We start from the raw sequence: 16,216 nt of genomic DNA on the forward strand, positions 1-16,216 counted from the left end.
TCTTGCCGACGTTTCTTGCCGACGTTTCTTCGATCCTTCATTGTACCTTTTCAAAAGACTGTCCTAAACTACAGCTCGGTCATATGGACCCATAGACAGCGGTAATCTTTCCAGGGGTGGAAACGATGAAGACGCATGTATCGCGCCGGGACGTTCTCAAAGCCGGCGTGGCGGCCGGTGTGGCGATCGAGGTGTCGTTCCTCTCCTCGGCGCAGGCGCAGCTCATCGAGACGCCGCCGCTTCCCGGACCCGATTGGCTCAAAGCTGACGGCCGACCGAAATACCGACTTGACGCGATCGCCAAAGTCACCGGCGAAAAGACCTTTTCCCGAGACTACCGCGCGCGCGATCTCGAAGGATGGCCGAAGGAGCAATCGCATGCCTTTCTGCTGCACGCGACCAAAGCCGATCGGATCTTCGAAGGTGTCGATCTCTCGCTGCTCGGCGACGATCTGAAACCTGACAAACTGATCCTGCATGAAGACCTTGCAGCCGACGGGATCGTCACGCCCGTGCCCGGTGGTTTTTATGGCGATGTCTTTCTCGTGCCCAAGGGGCAGACGGCGCGCCTGCTGGGACAGCCTGTAGCGCTGCTGATCTATCGCGATTTCGCCCGCTATGACGCTGCCAAGCGCCTGCTGCGCTTCAACGACAAAGTGGTCCGCTATGGGGCGCAGGCGCCCTATTCCCACCCCGCGCATTATGGCGCGGCGCGCTATGTGCGTATCGATGGCGGTAATCCGGATGCGGAAGATCGTTACTCCCCGTTCAAGGACACGGTGATCTTCGCCGGCTTCAATGGCGATGCGCCGGCCTGGCCAAAACCAGGCGATGGCGATGCCATGGCGCGCGGCATGGCGGCGGCCGACGAAATCAAGAAGGATATTGACAGCGCCGGCCCCGACACGCTGGTGCTGAAGCACGAATATTTCTCGCAGTCAGTCGATGCCTCGGCGATGGAGCCGGACAATGGCAATGTCTGGTACGAGGCTTCGACCGGCACCCTGCATGCCATGATCGCCACGCAATCGCCCTATGAAGTGGCGGAGGTGGCGGCGACCCTGGTGTCGAAATCGAAATTTCCGCTGAAGAAGGTCGATCTCAAGGTCGGCTATACGGTGGGCTACGGCACCAAGGATCATTCGATCTTTCCGTTCTTCTGCGTCGTCGCCGCGCTTTACGGCGACGGCCGGCCGGTGCGGCTTGCCAACGACCGTTACGAACAGTTCCAGATGGCGCTGAAGCGCCACGCCTTCTGGATGGACAATGCCTTGGTCATCGACCGCAAGACCGGCAAGTTCCGCGCCATGACTGGTCATTTCAAGATCGATGGCGGTGGTCGGATGAATTTCTCCCCTTCGGTTGCCTTCGTCGGCGCGACGGCGGCGCAGTCGATCTATTATCTGCCGAAGAGTGATTTCTCCGCCGCGGCGCTGGCCTCGCGTGCTGTCGATGCCGGATCGACGCGCGGCTATGGCACGCTGCAATCGATGTCAGCGACCGAAATGATGATTGATGAGGCGGCCGAACTGCTCGGCATCGACGCCATCGAGCTGCGTCTGCGCAATGTGTTCAAATCGGGCATGAAGAACACGCAAGGCGCCATCCCCGCGGGCGCGCTGCGTAATGAAGAGATTCTGGCCAAAGCGCGCCAGCACCCGCTGTGGACGGAAAAGGCGAAGAAGAAAGCCGCCTATGAAGCCGCCAACCCCGGCAAGAAATATGGCGTCGGCTACGGCCATGTGCAGAAGGACTATGGCACCGGCGCGGAAGCCGCACTTGCCACCGTGGAATTCGACGCCAAGGGCAAGCTGACCTTCGCCCATGTGGCGCACGAAATCGGCACCGGCACCACGACCTCGCAGGCAATCATGGTGCGCGACATTCTCGGCAAAGTTCCCGACAAGACCGAATACGGCAAGGTCGAATGGCCACAGATGCCGCTCGAAACCACCGACGAACCCTATACGATGTCGCAGGCGGACGAAGACAAGCGCAAGCAGAACCCGCGCTGGACGCCGACCTTCACCTCGCCGATGAGCGCCACCAACAGCGTCTATTATCTCGGCCATGCGACGCGCGAGGCGGCGCGCGCTTTGCTCGATCTCGCCATCTGGCCGGCGGCGCGATCGTTGTGGTCGCGCGGCATCGGCGGCGGCGTGATCGCGCCCTTCTCGGTGCGACGCGAGGAGCTGCGGCTCGATCGTGGTGTGATCAATGCCGGCGGCATGCCGCCGCTCACCTTCGAGCAGGTGGCGGCGGAAGCGCATCGCCTCGGCCTCGTCACCGGTGTCACCGTGCATACGTTCAACCGCTGGCAATGGGCGGAAGCGGAATTCGATATTGCCGGAAATCGTCACAAAATGCCGATCGACGCCCTGGCGTTGAAATATGGCGATGGCGCCAGCGCCGACAACAAAGCGCTGATGACGCTCTCCGGCTGGCAGTTCGTCGAACGCGCCTCGATCGATTATCCGCCAACGCAGCGCAATAACGCTGGCGTCACCTATTACGCGCCGATGGCGACATTGGCCGAGCTGGTGATCGACACCGGCACGGGCGATGTCACCCTGCTCTCGCATCACTCGATCATGGAATGCGGCACGCAGGTGGTGCCGGAACTGGTGTCGGGCCAGATCCAGGGCGGCATCGCCATGGGTATCGGCCACGCGCTGAAGGAATATCTGCCGCTCTACGAAGATGGGCCCGGCAACGGCACCTGGAACTGGAATCGCTATGAACTGCCGCACTCGGCCGACGTGGCGGTGTGGTCGCAGACATCGGAAATCCTGGCCCCACTGTCGTCAAGTGATCCGCCCAAGGGCATAGCGGAAGTGGTGATGATCGCCATCGTGCCGGCCATCGCCAACGGCATCGCCCATGCCATCGGCAAGCGCTTCTACGACCTGCCGATCACGTCCGACAAAATCAGGGGGGCGCTGTCATGACGCTCGCGATGCGCAAATTGTCTCTGACCGTCAACGGTAAGGCCATCGATCCCGTCGATGTGCCTGAAACGATGATGATGCAGGACTTCCTCTACGAATATCTCAACCTCACCGGCTCGCGCATGGGCTGCGGCCAAGGCATCTGCCATGCCTGCACGGTGATCGTCGATGGCGACGACGGGTCTTTAAGGGAAGTGCGGACCTGCATCACCGGCGCCCATTGGTTCGCCGGCAAAAAGGTGCGCACAGTTGAGGGACATGCGACGCGCGATGCTTCCGGCGCCATCACCGCTTTGTCGCCGGTGCAGCAGGCCTTCATCGAACATTTCTCGTTCCAATGCGGTTACTGTACGCCAGGCTTCGTCACAGGCGCCACGGTGCTGATGGACGAATTGAAGCGCAAGCCCGTGCGGCGCGCCGATCTCGAACGCACGATCAGCGACGCGCTCGACAAGCACATCTGCCGCTGCACCGGTTATGTCCGTTATTTCGACGCGGTGCGTGACGTCATCCTGAAAACTCCCGGCCTCGTGAAAGCTTAATGCCATGAGCGCAAGAAAACTGCTGTGGGCCGTGGTCCTGCTGGTCGTCTGTGGCGCTCTCGTCGCCGGCAGCATCTTTTTCGGTCTGTTTGGAAAAAGCGTGGTGGCCAAGGACATCGATCAGCCCTTGTCGCCCGAGCAGATGAAAACCTTGGCGCAACGCGGCGCCTATGTCGCCGTGGCGGCAGATTGCTATGCCTGCCACACCACGACGGGCGGCGCGCCCTGGGCCGGTGGCCTGCCGTTCAAGACGCCGTTCGGTACGATCTATTCGACCAATATTTCGTCGGATCCGGACCATGGCATCGGCAATTGGACCCGGGCGGAGTTCCATCGCGCCGTGCGCGACGGCGTCGGCAAGGGTGGCCGCCATCTCTATCCGGCCATGCCCTATGCCTCCTATCGCAAGATGACGCCCGACGATGTCGACGCGGTCTACGCCTATCTGATGAGCCGGCCGCCGATGAAGGTGGCCAATCCGGCCAATGAGCTCACCTTCCCCTTCAATATTCGCCAGGGCCTCACCTTCTGGAACCTTGTCAATCTGTCTGGCGACACCCAGACGAAGGATGCGGCCCGTTCGGACCTGTGGAATCGCGGCCGCTATCTCGTCGATGCGCTGGCCCATTGCGGCGAATGCCACACGCCGCGCAACATCACCCAGGGTGTGAGCCAGAGCCGCTACTTGCAAGGCGCCTTGCTCGAAGGCCTGGTCGCGCCCGATGTCACCAAGGACGGGCTGACGCGCATGGGGTTCACGCCACAGCTGCTGGCAAGCTTCATGAAGTCCGGCCTGTCGGCGCAGGGCGCGATGACCAACCAGATGTATGAGGTCGTCCATTTCTCGACCCAATACATGACCAAGGACGATCTCGACGCCATGTCGGCCTATCTGTTTGGCCTCGACGCCCTGCCGCAAGAAACGACGCCGCCCGCGCTACCGAAACCGATCGCGGTGGCCGCCGATGTGGCGACTTCGGCGCGCGGTACCTATCTCGGCCTTTGCGCCAGCTGCCATGGCGCTGAGGGCCAGGGCATTCCCCACGTGGTGGTGCCGCTCGCCACCAATGCCTCGCTGCGCCTGGCCAGCGCGCGCAACCTGATCCACACGACGCTGAACGGCATCCCGGCCCGCCGCTTCCCCGGCCTCGAGCGCATGCAGCCCATGCCCGCCTTCAAGGACGACCTCGACGACCGCCAGATGGCCGATCTCGCCAATTGGATGCGCGCCACCTGGGGCGGCGAGCCGCCAAATGTGAAGACGGAGGATGTGGCGGCGATCCGCAAGGGCGACTAGAGCAAATCACGTTTCGGTAGAAACGTGATTTGCTTAGATCTTCTCATTTGGACGCGTCTTCACGGCGCTCGACGATTCCGTCGAGCTGTGAAACGCTATAGTCGCCCCCCGCCTTAACGATCTGTCATGTGTTTCCTCGATCTTTTCGGGATAATGCCACAAGGCTGACGCGATTTTCGTCAAGCTCCGCGTTATGGGCCCGAAGTCGATCTGGAGACTGCAGATGAAAACGTTTCAAAAGGTGGCGATGCTTGCCGCGGCTGTGTCCACGCTCGTGCTGCCCGCCTTGGCAACAAGCGCCAGCGCGCAAGACCGGCGCGGCGGCAGCAGCTCCAGCGGGCTCGGCAGCGGTCCAAGCGACGTGGTCTTGACCACGGCCTCCGACTGGGGCGGACAAGGCGGCGTCTACACCTGCGATCAGTGGAAAGCCTATCTGACCCGCCTGTTCAACCAGGCCGATGTCAAACGTCACGGTTTCATCGAAGCGCGGGAGTTCGAGACCATCAAACGGTCGAGCCCCCTGTTTGAACGGGCCGAGTTCGGTTTTTTCGGTGCTGATGCGAAGGGCCGGCTCAATCGCCAGGCTTTCGTCAATCAACGCAGCCTGTTCTTTGCCCGCTACGATAAGAAAGGCAGCTGCAGCGTCAGCAGCGCCGAGCTGGCCACCGCCACGGCGGCGGAGCAGAAGAGCGCGCCTTCGGGCTTTAGCGGCGGTCGTGGCGGCCGAGGCGGTGGCGGCTCCGGTGGCGGCGGAGGCGGTTTCGGCGGCATGTCGCTGGGCGGCGTCGGCGGCCGGTTTTAACCTGGCCGAGACGACGTCAGGGCGCGCCCTCGCCGTCGTCTTCGTAGCGCAGGAGATCGCCTGGCTGGCAGTCGAGAAACTGACAGATGCGCTCCAGCGTCTCGAAGCGCACGCCTTTCACCTTGCCCTGTTTGAGCAATGACAGATTGGCCTCGGTGATGCCGACATATTCGGCGAGGTCCTTCGACTTGGCGTTGCGCTCCGCCAGCATGACATTGAGCCTGACCTTGATGGACATGACGGCCTCAGATGAACTGCGCGTTTTCGTCGGCGATGGTCATGGCCTCGCGCATCACCCAGGCGATCAGAGCCACGGTGCCGCCGAAAATCATGCCAAGCAACGTATCCGACCCGACGTTGAACACGAGCGACTTCGTGCCGGGCGAACCGTGCCAGCTCAGCAGGACTGAAAGCGCCGCTCCGGCAAAGGGCTTCAAGACCGCCGAGGCGATAATGGCGACAGCGAAGTTCCGCAGCCGGCCAGCCGTCTCGGCCGAAAAGATATGGCCGGCGGCGAAAGCGGCAAAGCACTGCCGCGCATTCATCAGCCCGTAGATCAGAGCAGAGAGCGGCACCATGGAAATGAGGAAAGCCAGCGCGCGGATGACAAAGCCAAGTTCAATCGTATCCGCACCGTTCACGCCTGCCTGAGCCCGCAGCAAGGCTGGCGTCGGCGTGGTGGCCCAATAGAACAGGAGCGCCAGAGTGAGCAGGACCGACGTGGCGGTACAGGCGGTGACGAGAAGGCGGCTCAAGCGGCGAATACGCGCCAGGCGTTGAGAACGGACAGTGTCGGAAACAGCTTCGGCAGACATGGCAACTCCGATCAGATTATTTCTGATTTATAACTAAAAATTATCGTTTGACAATAAAATTTTTTCGCCATACGTCTTCGCCGCCAATCGGAGACGACCAATGCCTTCTCGTATTTTCGCGACCGCCCTCCTCGCAGCCAGCGCCCTCACCTGCCTTGCCATCTTGCCGGCCAAAGCGGCGCCATCGACCTCGCGCGGCGAGATTTCCGTCGCGCAAGTAATGGAAATGCTCGACAAGGCGCCGCACGAAGCGACCGCCCGGCAAGTGCTTGTCGCCTATCTCGCCGGCGTCGGCGAAACCACCGGGGTTTTGATCAGAGCCGCCCGCACCACCTGCCAAGGACCGCTCGCGCTCACGGACCGGGCTGCCCATCAGGCGCTGAAGGCTGCGGCGCGCCAAGGCAATTCCGCCGAGACGGCTGCAACGCCCCTGCTCGTCGACGACATGATCAAACGCGCCGGCTGCTCCTTGAGCCGCTAAACGCCTGTCACGCTCGCCGCGACACCGACCAAGCGACCAATGCCGCGATCACATTGGCGGCGACGCTGGCGAGGATCGGCAACAGGTAGCTGTGGTTGATATCGAAGATGAAGCCAGCGGCACTGGGGCCGATCAAGGTACCGAAGGCAACGCTGGTGTAGAGAATGCCGATCAGGCCGCTGACATTGCGGCCGCCAAAATGATCCATCACCACCGCCGGCAGGATGGCGACCCAGCCGCCATAGGCCGCGCCGAACAAAAGCGCGAAGATCGCCAGGCCCCAGAAATCCGTCGCGAAGACCCAGATCGCCAGCGTCGCCGCCATGCCGATGAAGGTGGCCAGCAGAAAGGACTGACGGCCCATCCGATCGGCCAGGCCGCCGAGCAGAAAGCGCCCCGCCGTGCTACCGACGCCGATGGCGCCGATGAGCAACACCGCCGAAGACTGGCTGATGCCGTGATCGAGCGCATAGGGCACGAGATGGACGAAGGGCACGAAGACGCCGAAGGCGCAGATGAGACAGGCAGCGTAAAGACCGAGGAATTGCGGTGTGCGCACCGCATCCGCCACGGCGAAACCTTCAATGGTCTTGGCTGATCCGTTGCGCGGCGCGGCATCGCCATCGGGCGCCAAGCCGCGATCACTGGGATTATCGACAATGAACAGCGCCATGCCGACGCCGACAATCAGCGCGATGATGCCGAGAATAAGATAAGCCTCGCGCCAACCGAGCGAGCCGATCAGCCAAGCCGCGAGCGGCGGCATGACCAACGTGCCGACACCGATGCCGCTGACGGCCAGGCCCGAGGCAAAGCCGCGCCGGCGCACGAACCAGCGCTGCACCACGCCGACGGCCGGCACATAGGCCGCGCCGACGCCGACACCGACGCCAAGACTGTAAGCGGCGTAGACCTCGACAATGGTGCGCGCGAAGCTTGCCAGTATAAGCCCCAGACCAACCAGGACCATGCCAAAGACCGCCAGCCGGCGCGCGCCCCAGCGATCCGCCAATGGGCCACTGACGATGCCGAGCGCGAAATAGAGAAACCCCGCCAGAGAGAAGACGAGCGCGACCGATCCGCGCGAGGCGCCGAAATCTCGCTGCAGGGATTCCATGAAGGCGCTGAACGCATAGGCGCTGCCGAAACCGACGAAGGTGACGGCAAAGGCCGCCGCGACGACGAACCAGCCGTAGAAGACACGGGATGAGGTCATGAAAGAAAACGGGGTTCGCTGCGACTGAGGAAGGATAGCGCACCGTAAACCAGAAATCCGTCAGCAGGTGAGCGGCCGGCGCAGGGCAGCCCTGTGCAAGCCAGATTACCCTGCTCGATCAACCCGTCGCTGGATATGCCGTGACAACCTTCGCAGCCTGCCCTTAAGCGGAACGCTGCAACAACACGCCCATGGCGGAGTGAAGCCACATCCACTCGCTGCTGAAAGCGTCGGACGGATCGTCACCGCGCAGGATGGCCATCAGTTGCTGATAGCGCGTCGAGCGGCCGTAGTTCTTGCGATAATGATCCAGGTGCCATTGCATGAAGGCTTGATCGGGCGCGCGCCGCATTGCCTGCGCTGATCCAGAGAGCCAGTCGCGCGCGATCTTGAGGCCTACCTCGCCCTCAGGCCGATCGCCCCGCGCCATCGCGGCTTGCACGTCAGCGATCGTCGTGTCGGCCGCTTTGGCATAAGCGCCAGGGTCGAACCCTTTGGTCCACATCGCGGCTGTATCGCTCTTCATTTCGGCGATGAAGGCTTCATCCGAGAACATCGCTGTGATCTCGTTCCAGGCGTCGATCTGCGCGGTCGTCGGCTCGTCGGGCAACGCCGGCGTGGCCGCGTCGATCATCTGCCGTTTCCAGGCATCGTCCATATGAGCGCCAGCGGCGATCTTGTCGTAAAACTGCTCGATCGAGGCACGGAATTGTGCTTGCGAAAGATGGGTCATGGTCCAGAGTCTCCTGAGATCAGCTTCGGTGGGATCCGGCGTGCGCAAGGCGGCTCTCAAGGTAGCGGCAATGCGGCGCTGGGCGATGATTTCCGCTTCCAGCGTTTGCAGACGCATCTCGAGAACCTGCCGCAGCGGCAGCCGCCGGGCGAGCAGCTTGCGGATGACATCAAGACCGATGCCCGCCTGCCGCAGCGCCCGGATGAGATCGAGACGAGCCACATCGTCATCGGAATAGATCCGGTAATTATTCGGGGTCCGCAGACGCGGCGGCAGCAGGTCCCGGTCGGAATAGAACCGGATCTTGCGCACCGACACGCCGCTGAGCCTGGCCAACTCGCCGATGGTGTAGTTGTTCTCACTCATGGCGCTGTTCTAGGGTCTCCACCAGGTGGAGGGTCAAGCGCCTTTCGCGGCGCGCTCGACACAGTTCCCCAAGGCTGCTGACAAATCCTGACGTCAGCAGACTGCTAGGACCATCGCGGATCACGCAGGAGGGAGCCATGCTCAAATTCTATTTCATGCCATTCACACGATCGACTGGCGTCCACTGGCTGCTTGAGGAGATCGGCGCACCTTATGAGCCCGTGCTGATGGACATTCATCAAGCCGGCGGTATCCCCGAAAGCTATCGGGCGATCCAGCCCAACAAGAAAGTGCCGGCGATCGACCACAATGGCACCATCGTCACCGAACGCGCCGCGATCTGCCTGCATCTCACCGAGGCTTTTCCGCAAGCCGCGCTTGCGCCCAAGCCCGGCGATCCTCTGCGCAGCGCCTTCCTGACCTGGATCGTCTATTGCGATTCCGTTTTCGATCCCTGCATTGCCATGCACGCCCTGAACATCGCCTACCAGCCGGGCAGCTTCTCCTTCGGCTCGTTCGACGATATGACGGCCAATCTCGACAAACAGCTCTCGCGCCATCCCTTCGCGATCGGCGACACGTTCACCGCCGTCGACACACAATTGGCGAGCGGCATCTACTACGGCATCAACATCCTGAAGGCTCTGCCGTCAACGCCCGTGCTCGCCGACTATCTCGGTCGCTGCATCACCCGGCCGGCATTTCAGCGCGTGATGGAGAAGGAAAGCGCGTTGCTGCAGAAGCAGGAATGATCAGGCGGGCGACATTTTCAACGCGACGATTCCGGCGATGACCAGCGCGACACCGCCGAGGCGCAGCGGATGCAGCGCCTCGCCGAACAGCCAGACGCCCATCAGCACGGTGCCGACGGCGCCGATGCCGGTCCACACCGCATAGGCGGTGCCCACCGGCAACACGTCGAGCGTGCGGCCGAGGAGATAGACGAAAGCGGCGAGTAGCAGGAGCGAAACCACAGTCCAGCCCGGTCGCGTATAGCCCTGCGTATATTTTATTGAGATCGCCCAGGCGACATCACACAGACCCGCAACGACAAGCCAGAACCAGGCGGCATTCTGTGTCATCACGCCACCCGCGCCAGTTTGAGAAGATGGGCGTCATGATCGACGAGGAAGGCGCGCAGGTGCTGGGGATACTCGCTCGTCACCGCATCTTGAACACTCGCGCGCGCAGCCAGTGCAGCACGCCATTGTCCAGCACGCGGCAAGTCATCAAAAAGCTCGGTGCTGGCGATCTCGTCGAAGACATCGAAATAGCGGAAGATCGGCGCGAAGACCGCGTCGACCATGCTGAAAGCCGTGCCGGCGAAATAAGGACCGTTACCGAGCGCATTTTCGACGCTGGCGAATTTGTCCCGCAGCGCCTGCCGCTTCGCTTCATAGGTCGCCGCATCCTGCGCCGTCTCGAAGCCCCACAAGTCGGACAGAACGGACGAGCCGAATTCCATCCAGCCGCGATGGCGGGCGCGCTCCAGCGGGTCGACGGGATGCAAAACCCTGCCCGGCTGGGTCTCTTCGAGATATTCGCAGATGACCGTGCTTTCGAAGAGCACGGCCTGGCTGCCATCCGCCTGTTCGACGATCAGCAATGGCACTTTGCCAAGGGGCGAGAGCGCCAGGAACCACGCCGGCTTAGCGGCAAGATCGACCATGCGCCGTTCGAAAGGCACACCCTTCTCCGCCAGGACGATGGCGGCACGCTGCACGTAGGGGCACAGGTGATGGCTGACAAGGATGAGTTTCGCCCCGCTCATGCCGCCACCTTAAAACCCTGCGCCAGCATCGCGTCGCGCACCGATGGCCGCGCGGCGACGCGATCCATCAGGGCGCGCAGGTAGGGAAAGGCCGTGAGATCGACCTTGGTGAATTGCGACCAGCCAACGATGGTGAAGAGATAGGCGTCGGCCGGCGAGAAATTCAGGCCGAGCAAAAACGGCCCGTTCGTCGCCAGTTGTCCATCCACATAAGCGAGACGCTGGGCGATCTTGTCGCGCGCCACGGCCTGCGCCTGTGCACCATGTTCGGGATGGAAAAGCCACGGGCTGTACATCTTGTGCAGCTCAGTGCTGATGAAAACCAGCCATTGCTCCAGCCGAACGCGGGCCAGCGTGCCGGAGGGAGGCACGATTTTGCTCTCCGGCTCGTAGTCGGCCAGATATTGCATGATAGCGACGCCCTCGGTGATGATGGCGCCATCGTCGAGCCGCAACGCCGGGACGTAGAGGTTGGGATTGACCGTCGCGTAGTCGACGCCACCGTCGGTAAGGCGCGGCATCTTGCCGAGATCGACACGTTCGAGATCAAGCGTGATGTCCGCCTCATTAGCGACGATATGCGGGGCGAGCGAACAGGTTCCGGCGGCGTAGTAGAGCTTCATATTGGTGGTCCTTTTCCCGGTCCTTGCGATGGCGGCGCTGAGCAGCGCGGTTCGGAGGGAATATGGAACCGGCATTATCGCAATGCTTGTTGGTATTTTGCCAATCCTGCTTGCGTGACTGCAAACGACAGCTCTGCTAAAATTGGCGCATGGAGGACTGGAACGACCTTAAATTGGTGCTCGCGGTGCATCGCGCCGGCAGCCTCATAGCAGCGGCCCGGACGCTGGCTATCGACCATTCGACAGCTTTCCGGCGACTCAAGGCGCTGGAAGGCGGCCTTGATGTGCGCCTGTTCGAGCGCCTGCCTGGCGGGGTCTATCAGGCGACGCCGGCTGGCGCGCGCATGGCGGCGGGCGCCGAGCGGATGGAGGACGAGGCGCTGACGCTCGATCGCGACATCGTCGGCGGCGACCATCGCCTCTCCGGGCAATTGCGCATCACCTCGTCGGAAACGCTCGCCTATAGCCGGCTCACCGGCCATCTCGCCGCCTTCCGGCAGGCCCATCCGGGCATCGTCGTAGAGCTGCTGATCGAGAACCGGGTGCTCAGCCTGTCACGGCGCGAGGCCGACATCGCGCTGCGGCCGGTGCGACCGAAGGAAGGCGACCTCTGGGGCCGCAAGCTGGCCGATATGGCTTGGGCGCTCTACGCTGCGCCGGACTATCTCGAAACGCGAGGGCTGCTGCGCGACGCCGAGGATTTTGGCCACCATGCGGTCATCGGCTGGGAAACCGGCATGGTCGGGATCGCGGCGGCCGACTGGCTGGCCGCCAACGTGCCATCGGCCTCCGTCGTCTACCGCACCAACAGCCTGGTCAATCAATCGATTGCCGCCAAGGCCGGCATCGGTCTCGTCTTGCTGCCTTGCTATCTCGGCGACAGCCAGGACGGTCTTGCCCGGGCGATGGCGACACCGATCTCAGAGATCACCGGCGAGCTCTGGATCGTCACCCATGCCGACCTGAAGCAAACGGCACGGGTGCGGGCCTTTTTCGATCTTGTCGGCGAAGGCTTGGCGCGCGAGCGCGATCTCTTCGAGGGCCGGCGGTTATAAGACAGCATCGATATCTGTACGCGTGAAATCGTCACTGACGTACAGCAGTTTACAGTCGTGTTCCTTCGCAACTTCATAAGCGAAACAGTCGCCGAAGTTGAGCGATGCCTCGTGCACGCCTTTTCCCCACTTCTCATAAGCCTGGGCGATGCGTCGAGCAGAAGCAGGTGTTATGGAAACAACTTCAAAGCCGAGCCCATCTATCAAACGATCCATAGCATCGCCGACATCGCGTCTCGCTGCTACGATGAGCGTTTCCGCGACCGTGCCAGCAGAAATCAGCAAACGATCTTCGGTCGTTAATGCTGCGATACAAGCGTCTGCTTTCGACTCATTCAAAACGATCGCCATTAATGCGGATGTATCGACAGCGATCATTTTGGCAGACCACCATCGCCATAGAGGAAGTCTTGGCTGCGCGCAGCGCTCGGGCCGGCAATTGCCTTTGCAGAAGCACGCACAGCTTCAAGCAGTGCTCGCCGCGACTCTTTGTTCGGCACCGTCGTTACGGGAACGAGGCGCACCGCAGCATGGCCGTGCCGGGTCAAAATCACCTCGTCACCAGCCTCAGCTCGACGAACCAGTTCGGTCAACTGTCCCTTGGCGTCGCTTACGGATATCTGCATTGCCTGCTCCAGCGAAAACTCCAACGCCTCATAATTTAGACCATTAATTGGTCAATTTTAACAAGAGCGTAGGTGCGATGCGCGCCTGCCCCCTCAAGCTCCTGCGTCGGGCTGAGCCGGCGGTTTCGGCGCGGGCGCGCTCGCCCCTGAGGTAATCAGGCGGACGTTGCGGCCGAAGCTGAAATAGGACCAGGTCCAGTCGAACATCACCGACAACCGGTTGCGGAAGTCGATGAGAAAGAAAATGTGGACGAGGCCCCAGAAGAGCCACGCGAAGAAGCCCTTGAAGCGGAACCAGCCGAGATCGACCACAGCCTCGCCCCGCCCAATGGTGGCGAGGTTGCCGCGATCGACGTAGCGAAAGGCCGGCAATGTGCGTCCGTCCAGCCGCGCCGCAATCACGCTGGCAACATAGCCGCCCTGCTGTTTTGCGCCCGGCGCGATACCTGGCACCTGCTTGCCGTCGGGCCCCAGCACCCTGGCAGCATCGCCAATGACGAAGATGTCGGGATGGCCCGGCACCGACAAGTCGGCTGCGACCTCGACCCGACCGGCGCGATCGAGCGGCACGTCGCCCCCAAGCCAGACGCCGACTGGCGAAGCCCGGACGCCAGCGGCCCACACAATGGTGCGGCAAGGAATGGTTGTTTCACCCGCCTCGACCCGATCGGGGAAACAGCCCGTCACCGGCAGGTTCACCCGAACATCGACGCCGAGCCGTTCGAGCCCGGCTTGAGCCGCCTTAGCAAGATCCGGCGTCATGGCCGGCAGCACGCCCGCCCCGGCCTCGATCAGCACCACCCGCGCCGATTTCGGATCGATATTGCGGAAATCGTCGGCCAGAGTATGGCGCGCCAGTTCGGCGATCGCGCCGGCCATTTCGACGCCGGTTGGACCCGCGCCGATGACCACGAAGGTCAGGAAGGCCTCGCGGATCGCGGCATCGGTTGCCAGTTCCGCGTATTCAAAGGCCTCCAGAATGCGGCGGCGGATGGCGGTGGCATCATCGAGGGTTTTCAGGCCCGGCGCGACGTCGGCCCATTCGTCATGGCCGAAATAGGCATGGGTGGCGCCCGTCGCCAGGATCAGCGTGTCATAGGCGATCTCGCCAGCCTGGCGGCCCTGCACCACCTTGCGGGCCTTATCGATACCGGTGATCTCGTCGAGCAGCACGGTGGCATTGGCCTGGTGCCGGAGGATCGCCCGGATCGGCTGAGCGATCTGTCCGGGCGACAATGCCGCCGTCGCCACCTGATAGAGCAAGGGTTGGAACAGGTGATAGTTGCGCCGATCGATCAGAATGACGTCGACAGGCAGCTTGCGCAGCGCCTTGGCGGCCGCCAGACCGCCAAAACCACCGCCTGCGATGACGACACGTGGCCGCGTCATGAAGATCCTTCCACGATTGTCCCTCGGCCGTCATGCTAGCACGACCGGGTGCGTCGCGCGCCGGTTTGTGCTTTAAGGCGGCCCAGAGAGACTGAAACCGACAGGACACAGCGTGTTTACAGGCATTATTCAGGGCATGGCGACCATCGACGCCATCGACGATCACGACGGCATTCGGACCTTCAAGCTGCAATTCCCCGAGGGTTTTAGCGAGGGACTGGCCATCGGCGCGAGCGTGTCGGTGGACGGCGTCTGCCTGACGGTGACCAAGCTGCTCTCGGCCGATAGCGCCAGTTTCGACGTCATCCTGCAAAGCCTCAATGTCACCACCCTGGACGAGGTGGCGGCCGGCGCCCGCGTCAATATCGAGCGAGCCGCCAAGGACGGGGCCGAGATCGGTGGCCATCCGATGTCGGGCCATATCGATTTCTCGACGCCGATCGAGAGCGTCGCCACGGCCGAAGGCAACAAGCTGTTGCGCATCGCCATCCCACAGGCGTTCCGCCGCTACATTTTCCCGAAAGGCTATATCGCCATCAATGGCGCGAGCCTCACCGTGTCGGAAGTCAACAAGAACGAAGGCTGGTTCGAGGTCTGGCTCATTCCCGAAACGCGGCGCATGACCGTCTTCGAGGAAAAGAAGGCGGGCGATCACGTCAATATCGAGATCGAACGCAACACCCAGGTGGTCGTCGACACCATGCGCGATGCGGTGCAGGAAAGCCTTGGCAAACTGCAGCCGGTGCTCGAAGCGCTGCTCGCCGAAAAGGGCCTGAAGCTCGAAGACTTCATCCAGGCCCCGCCGCAGATCGAAGCGAAACCTAAGTAGCGGCCGCGAGCCATTCGGCGAACATGGCGCGCGCCGCATTGGCGAGCGCTGGTCCATAACGACGCGCATCCTCGCGGATTGCACGCGGATCGATCTTCGCGCCGGCGAGTTCGGCGGCGTGGCCAATGAGCCAAGGTTCGAGATCGTGCGTCGTGTCGGCTTCCGGATGGAATTGCAGGCCGAGCACGCTTGGTCCCAGCGCGAAGGCTTGCGTAGCGCACAGTGATGTCGAGGCGAAATGCACCGCGCCTGCGGGGATGGCGAATGCATCGCCATGCCAGTGCAGTACAGGCACGCCCTCTAGATGGCGCAGCGGGCTCAGCGCGCCCTGCTCCGTCAAAGTGAGCGGCGAAAAGCCGATCTCCTTGATGCCGGTCGCCGCCACCTTGGCGCCAAGCGCCGAGGCGATGAGCTGCGCGCCGAGGCAGATGCCGAGCAGTGGCTTGCCGCTGGCGAGACGGGCGCGGATCAACGCCAATTCGTCGAGCAGTACCGGATAAGTGTCGGTCTCGTAGACGCCAATCGGACCGCCGAGCATGACGAGAAGATCGGGGGCGGCCGCATCGATGGTCAGCGCATCCTTTCCTGCGTCCAGATAACTGACCTCATAGCCCGCTTCCGTCAGCACCGATTCAAAGGTGCCGAGCGTTTCGAAATGCACATGCCTGATTGCAACCGCCGTTTTACTCATCACATCCTCTTAAGCGCGACATGAGCAAAAAT

General features: G+C 62.3%; 19 protein-coding genes. 8 read left to right on the forward strand and 11 right to left on the reverse strand.

Annotated features, from left to right (window positions below):
- Positions 1-125 precede the first annotated feature (125 nt).
- From BLW50_RS08415 to BLW50_RS30645, 4 genes are all read left to right on the forward strand, one after another.
- Positions 126-2,948, forward strand: coding sequence for a xanthine dehydrogenase family protein molybdopterin-binding subunit (locus BLW50_RS08415; RefSeq protein WP_090700249.1), 2,823 nt, complete (start codon positions 126-128; stop codon positions 2,946-2,948).
- An 8-nt stretch (positions 2,949-2,956) separates the two neighbouring features.
- Positions 2,957-3,490, forward strand: a complete 534-nt coding sequence (locus BLW50_RS08420) for a (2Fe-2S)-binding protein (RefSeq protein ID WP_210186154.1) — start codon at positions 2,957-2,959, stop codon at positions 3,488-3,490.
- 4 nt (positions 3,491-3,494) lie between these two features.
- On the forward strand, positions 3,495-4,787 hold the full coding sequence (locus tag BLW50_RS08425) for a cytochrome c (protein ID WP_090700256.1): 1,293 nt from the start codon (positions 3,495-3,497) through the stop codon (positions 4,785-4,787).
- Positions 4,788-5,010: 223 nt separating this feature from the next.
- Positions 5,011-5,589, forward strand: coding sequence for an EF-hand domain-containing protein (locus BLW50_RS30645; protein ID WP_170850060.1), 579 nt, complete (start codon positions 5,011-5,013; stop codon positions 5,587-5,589).
- 16 nt (positions 5,590-5,605) lie between these two features.
- Here the strand turns inward: BLW50_RS30645 and BLW50_RS08435 are convergent, their stop codons facing one another.
- Positions 5,606-5,827: a helix-turn-helix domain-containing protein gene (locus tag BLW50_RS08435; protein ID WP_090700259.1), complete on the reverse strand. Its 222-nt coding sequence runs from the start codon at positions 5,825-5,827 to the stop codon at positions 5,606-5,608.
- 7 nt (positions 5,828-5,834) lie between these two features.
- Positions 5,835-6,404, reverse strand: coding sequence for a DUF2975 domain-containing protein (locus BLW50_RS08440; RefSeq protein WP_090700262.1), 570 nt, complete (start codon positions 6,402-6,404; stop codon positions 5,835-5,837).
- 100 nt (positions 6,405-6,504) lie between these two features.
- Here BLW50_RS08440 and BLW50_RS08445 point away from each other — a divergent pair, with 100 nt between their 5' ends.
- Complete coding sequence (locus tag BLW50_RS08445; protein ID WP_090700265.1) at positions 6,505-6,885, forward strand: hypothetical protein; 381 nt, start codon at positions 6,505-6,507, stop codon at positions 6,883-6,885.
- A gap of 7 nt (positions 6,886-6,892) precedes the next feature.
- Here BLW50_RS08445 and BLW50_RS08450 read toward each other — a convergent pair whose 3' ends face one another.
- Entirely contained in the window at positions 6,893-8,101 is a 1,209-nt protein-coding gene (locus BLW50_RS08450) for an MCT family MFS transporter (protein WP_090700267.1), read from the reverse strand.
- Positions 8,102-8,264: 163 nt separating this feature from the next.
- Positions 8,265-9,200, reverse strand: a complete 936-nt coding sequence (locus BLW50_RS08455; RefSeq protein ID WP_090700271.1) for a MerR family transcriptional regulator — start codon at positions 9,198-9,200, stop codon at positions 8,265-8,267.
- Positions 9,201-9,337: 137 nt separating this feature from the next.
- Between BLW50_RS08455 and BLW50_RS08460 the strand changes: the two genes are divergently transcribed.
- Entirely contained in the window at positions 9,338-9,952 is a 615-nt protein-coding gene (locus BLW50_RS08460) for a glutathione S-transferase family protein (RefSeq protein WP_090700274.1), read from the forward strand.
- Here BLW50_RS08460 and BLW50_RS08465 read toward each other — a convergent pair whose 3' ends face one another.
- The 3 genes from BLW50_RS08465 to gstA are packed head-to-tail and all read right to left on the reverse strand — an operon-like array spanning position 9,953 to position 11,594.
- On the reverse strand, positions 9,953-10,282 hold the full coding sequence (locus tag BLW50_RS08465) for a DMT family transporter (protein ID WP_090700276.1): 330 nt from the start codon (positions 10,280-10,282) through the stop codon (positions 9,953-9,955). It abuts the gene before it with no gap.
- Positions 10,282-10,971 carry a glutathione S-transferase family protein gene (locus BLW50_RS08470; protein WP_090700279.1) on the reverse strand — a complete coding sequence of 230 codons (690 nt, stop codon included), beginning with the start codon at positions 10,969-10,971 and terminating at the stop codon, positions 10,282-10,284. The genes BLW50_RS08465 and BLW50_RS08470 overlap by 1 nt, the downstream gene beginning before the upstream one ends.
- On the reverse strand, positions 10,968-11,594 hold the full coding sequence (gstA, locus tag BLW50_RS08475) for a glutathione transferase GstA (protein ID WP_090708887.1): 627 nt from the start codon (positions 11,592-11,594) through the stop codon (positions 10,968-10,970). Before gstA ends, BLW50_RS08470 begins: the two co-directional genes overlap by 4 nt.
- Before the next feature lie 149 nt (positions 11,595-11,743).
- Between gstA and BLW50_RS08480 the strand changes: the two genes are divergently transcribed.
- Positions 11,744-12,649, forward strand: a complete 906-nt coding sequence (locus tag BLW50_RS08480) for a LysR family transcriptional regulator (RefSeq protein ID WP_090700282.1) — start codon at positions 11,744-11,746, stop codon at positions 12,647-12,649.
- Here BLW50_RS08480 and BLW50_RS08485 read toward each other — a convergent pair.
- From BLW50_RS08485 to BLW50_RS08495, 3 genes are all read right to left on the reverse strand, one after another.
- Positions 12,644-13,027 (reverse strand): type II toxin-antitoxin system VapC family toxin, encoded by a 384-nt coding sequence (locus tag BLW50_RS08485; protein ID WP_090700283.1) that lies wholly within the window; start codon positions 13,025-13,027, stop codon positions 12,644-12,646. The two genes, BLW50_RS08480 and BLW50_RS08485, sit on opposite strands and share 6 nt — an antisense overlap.
- Entirely contained in the window at positions 13,024-13,275 is a 252-nt protein-coding gene (locus tag BLW50_RS08490) for a type II toxin-antitoxin system Phd/YefM family antitoxin (RefSeq protein ID WP_090708888.1), read from the reverse strand. The genes BLW50_RS08485 and BLW50_RS08490 overlap by 4 nt, the downstream gene beginning before the upstream one ends.
- A 93-nt stretch (positions 13,276-13,368) precedes the next feature.
- Positions 13,369-14,664 carry an NAD(P)/FAD-dependent oxidoreductase gene (locus tag BLW50_RS08495; RefSeq protein ID WP_090700285.1) on the reverse strand — a complete coding sequence of 432 codons (1,296 nt, stop codon included), beginning with the start codon at positions 14,662-14,664 and terminating at the stop codon, positions 13,369-13,371.
- A gap of 112 nt (positions 14,665-14,776) precedes the next feature.
- Here BLW50_RS08495 and BLW50_RS08500 point away from each other — a divergent pair, with 112 nt between their 5' ends.
- Positions 14,777-15,493, forward strand: a complete 717-nt coding sequence (locus BLW50_RS08500) for a riboflavin synthase subunit alpha (protein ID WP_090700287.1) — start codon at positions 14,777-14,779, stop codon at positions 15,491-15,493.
- On the opposite strand, the gene BLW50_RS08505 is transcribed toward BLW50_RS08500, so the two are convergent.
- Positions 15,486-16,184: a glutamine amidotransferase gene (locus BLW50_RS08505; RefSeq protein WP_090700289.1), complete on the reverse strand. Its 699-nt coding sequence runs from the start codon at positions 16,182-16,184 to the stop codon at positions 15,486-15,488. The two genes, BLW50_RS08500 and BLW50_RS08505, sit on opposite strands and share 8 nt — an antisense overlap.
- Between the last annotated feature and the right edge of the window lie 32 nt (positions 16,185-16,216).

Source organism: Beijerinckia sp. 28-YEA-48, assembly GCF_900104955.1.
Lineage (GTDB): Bacteria > Pseudomonadota > Alphaproteobacteria > Rhizobiales > Beijerinckiaceae > Terripilifer.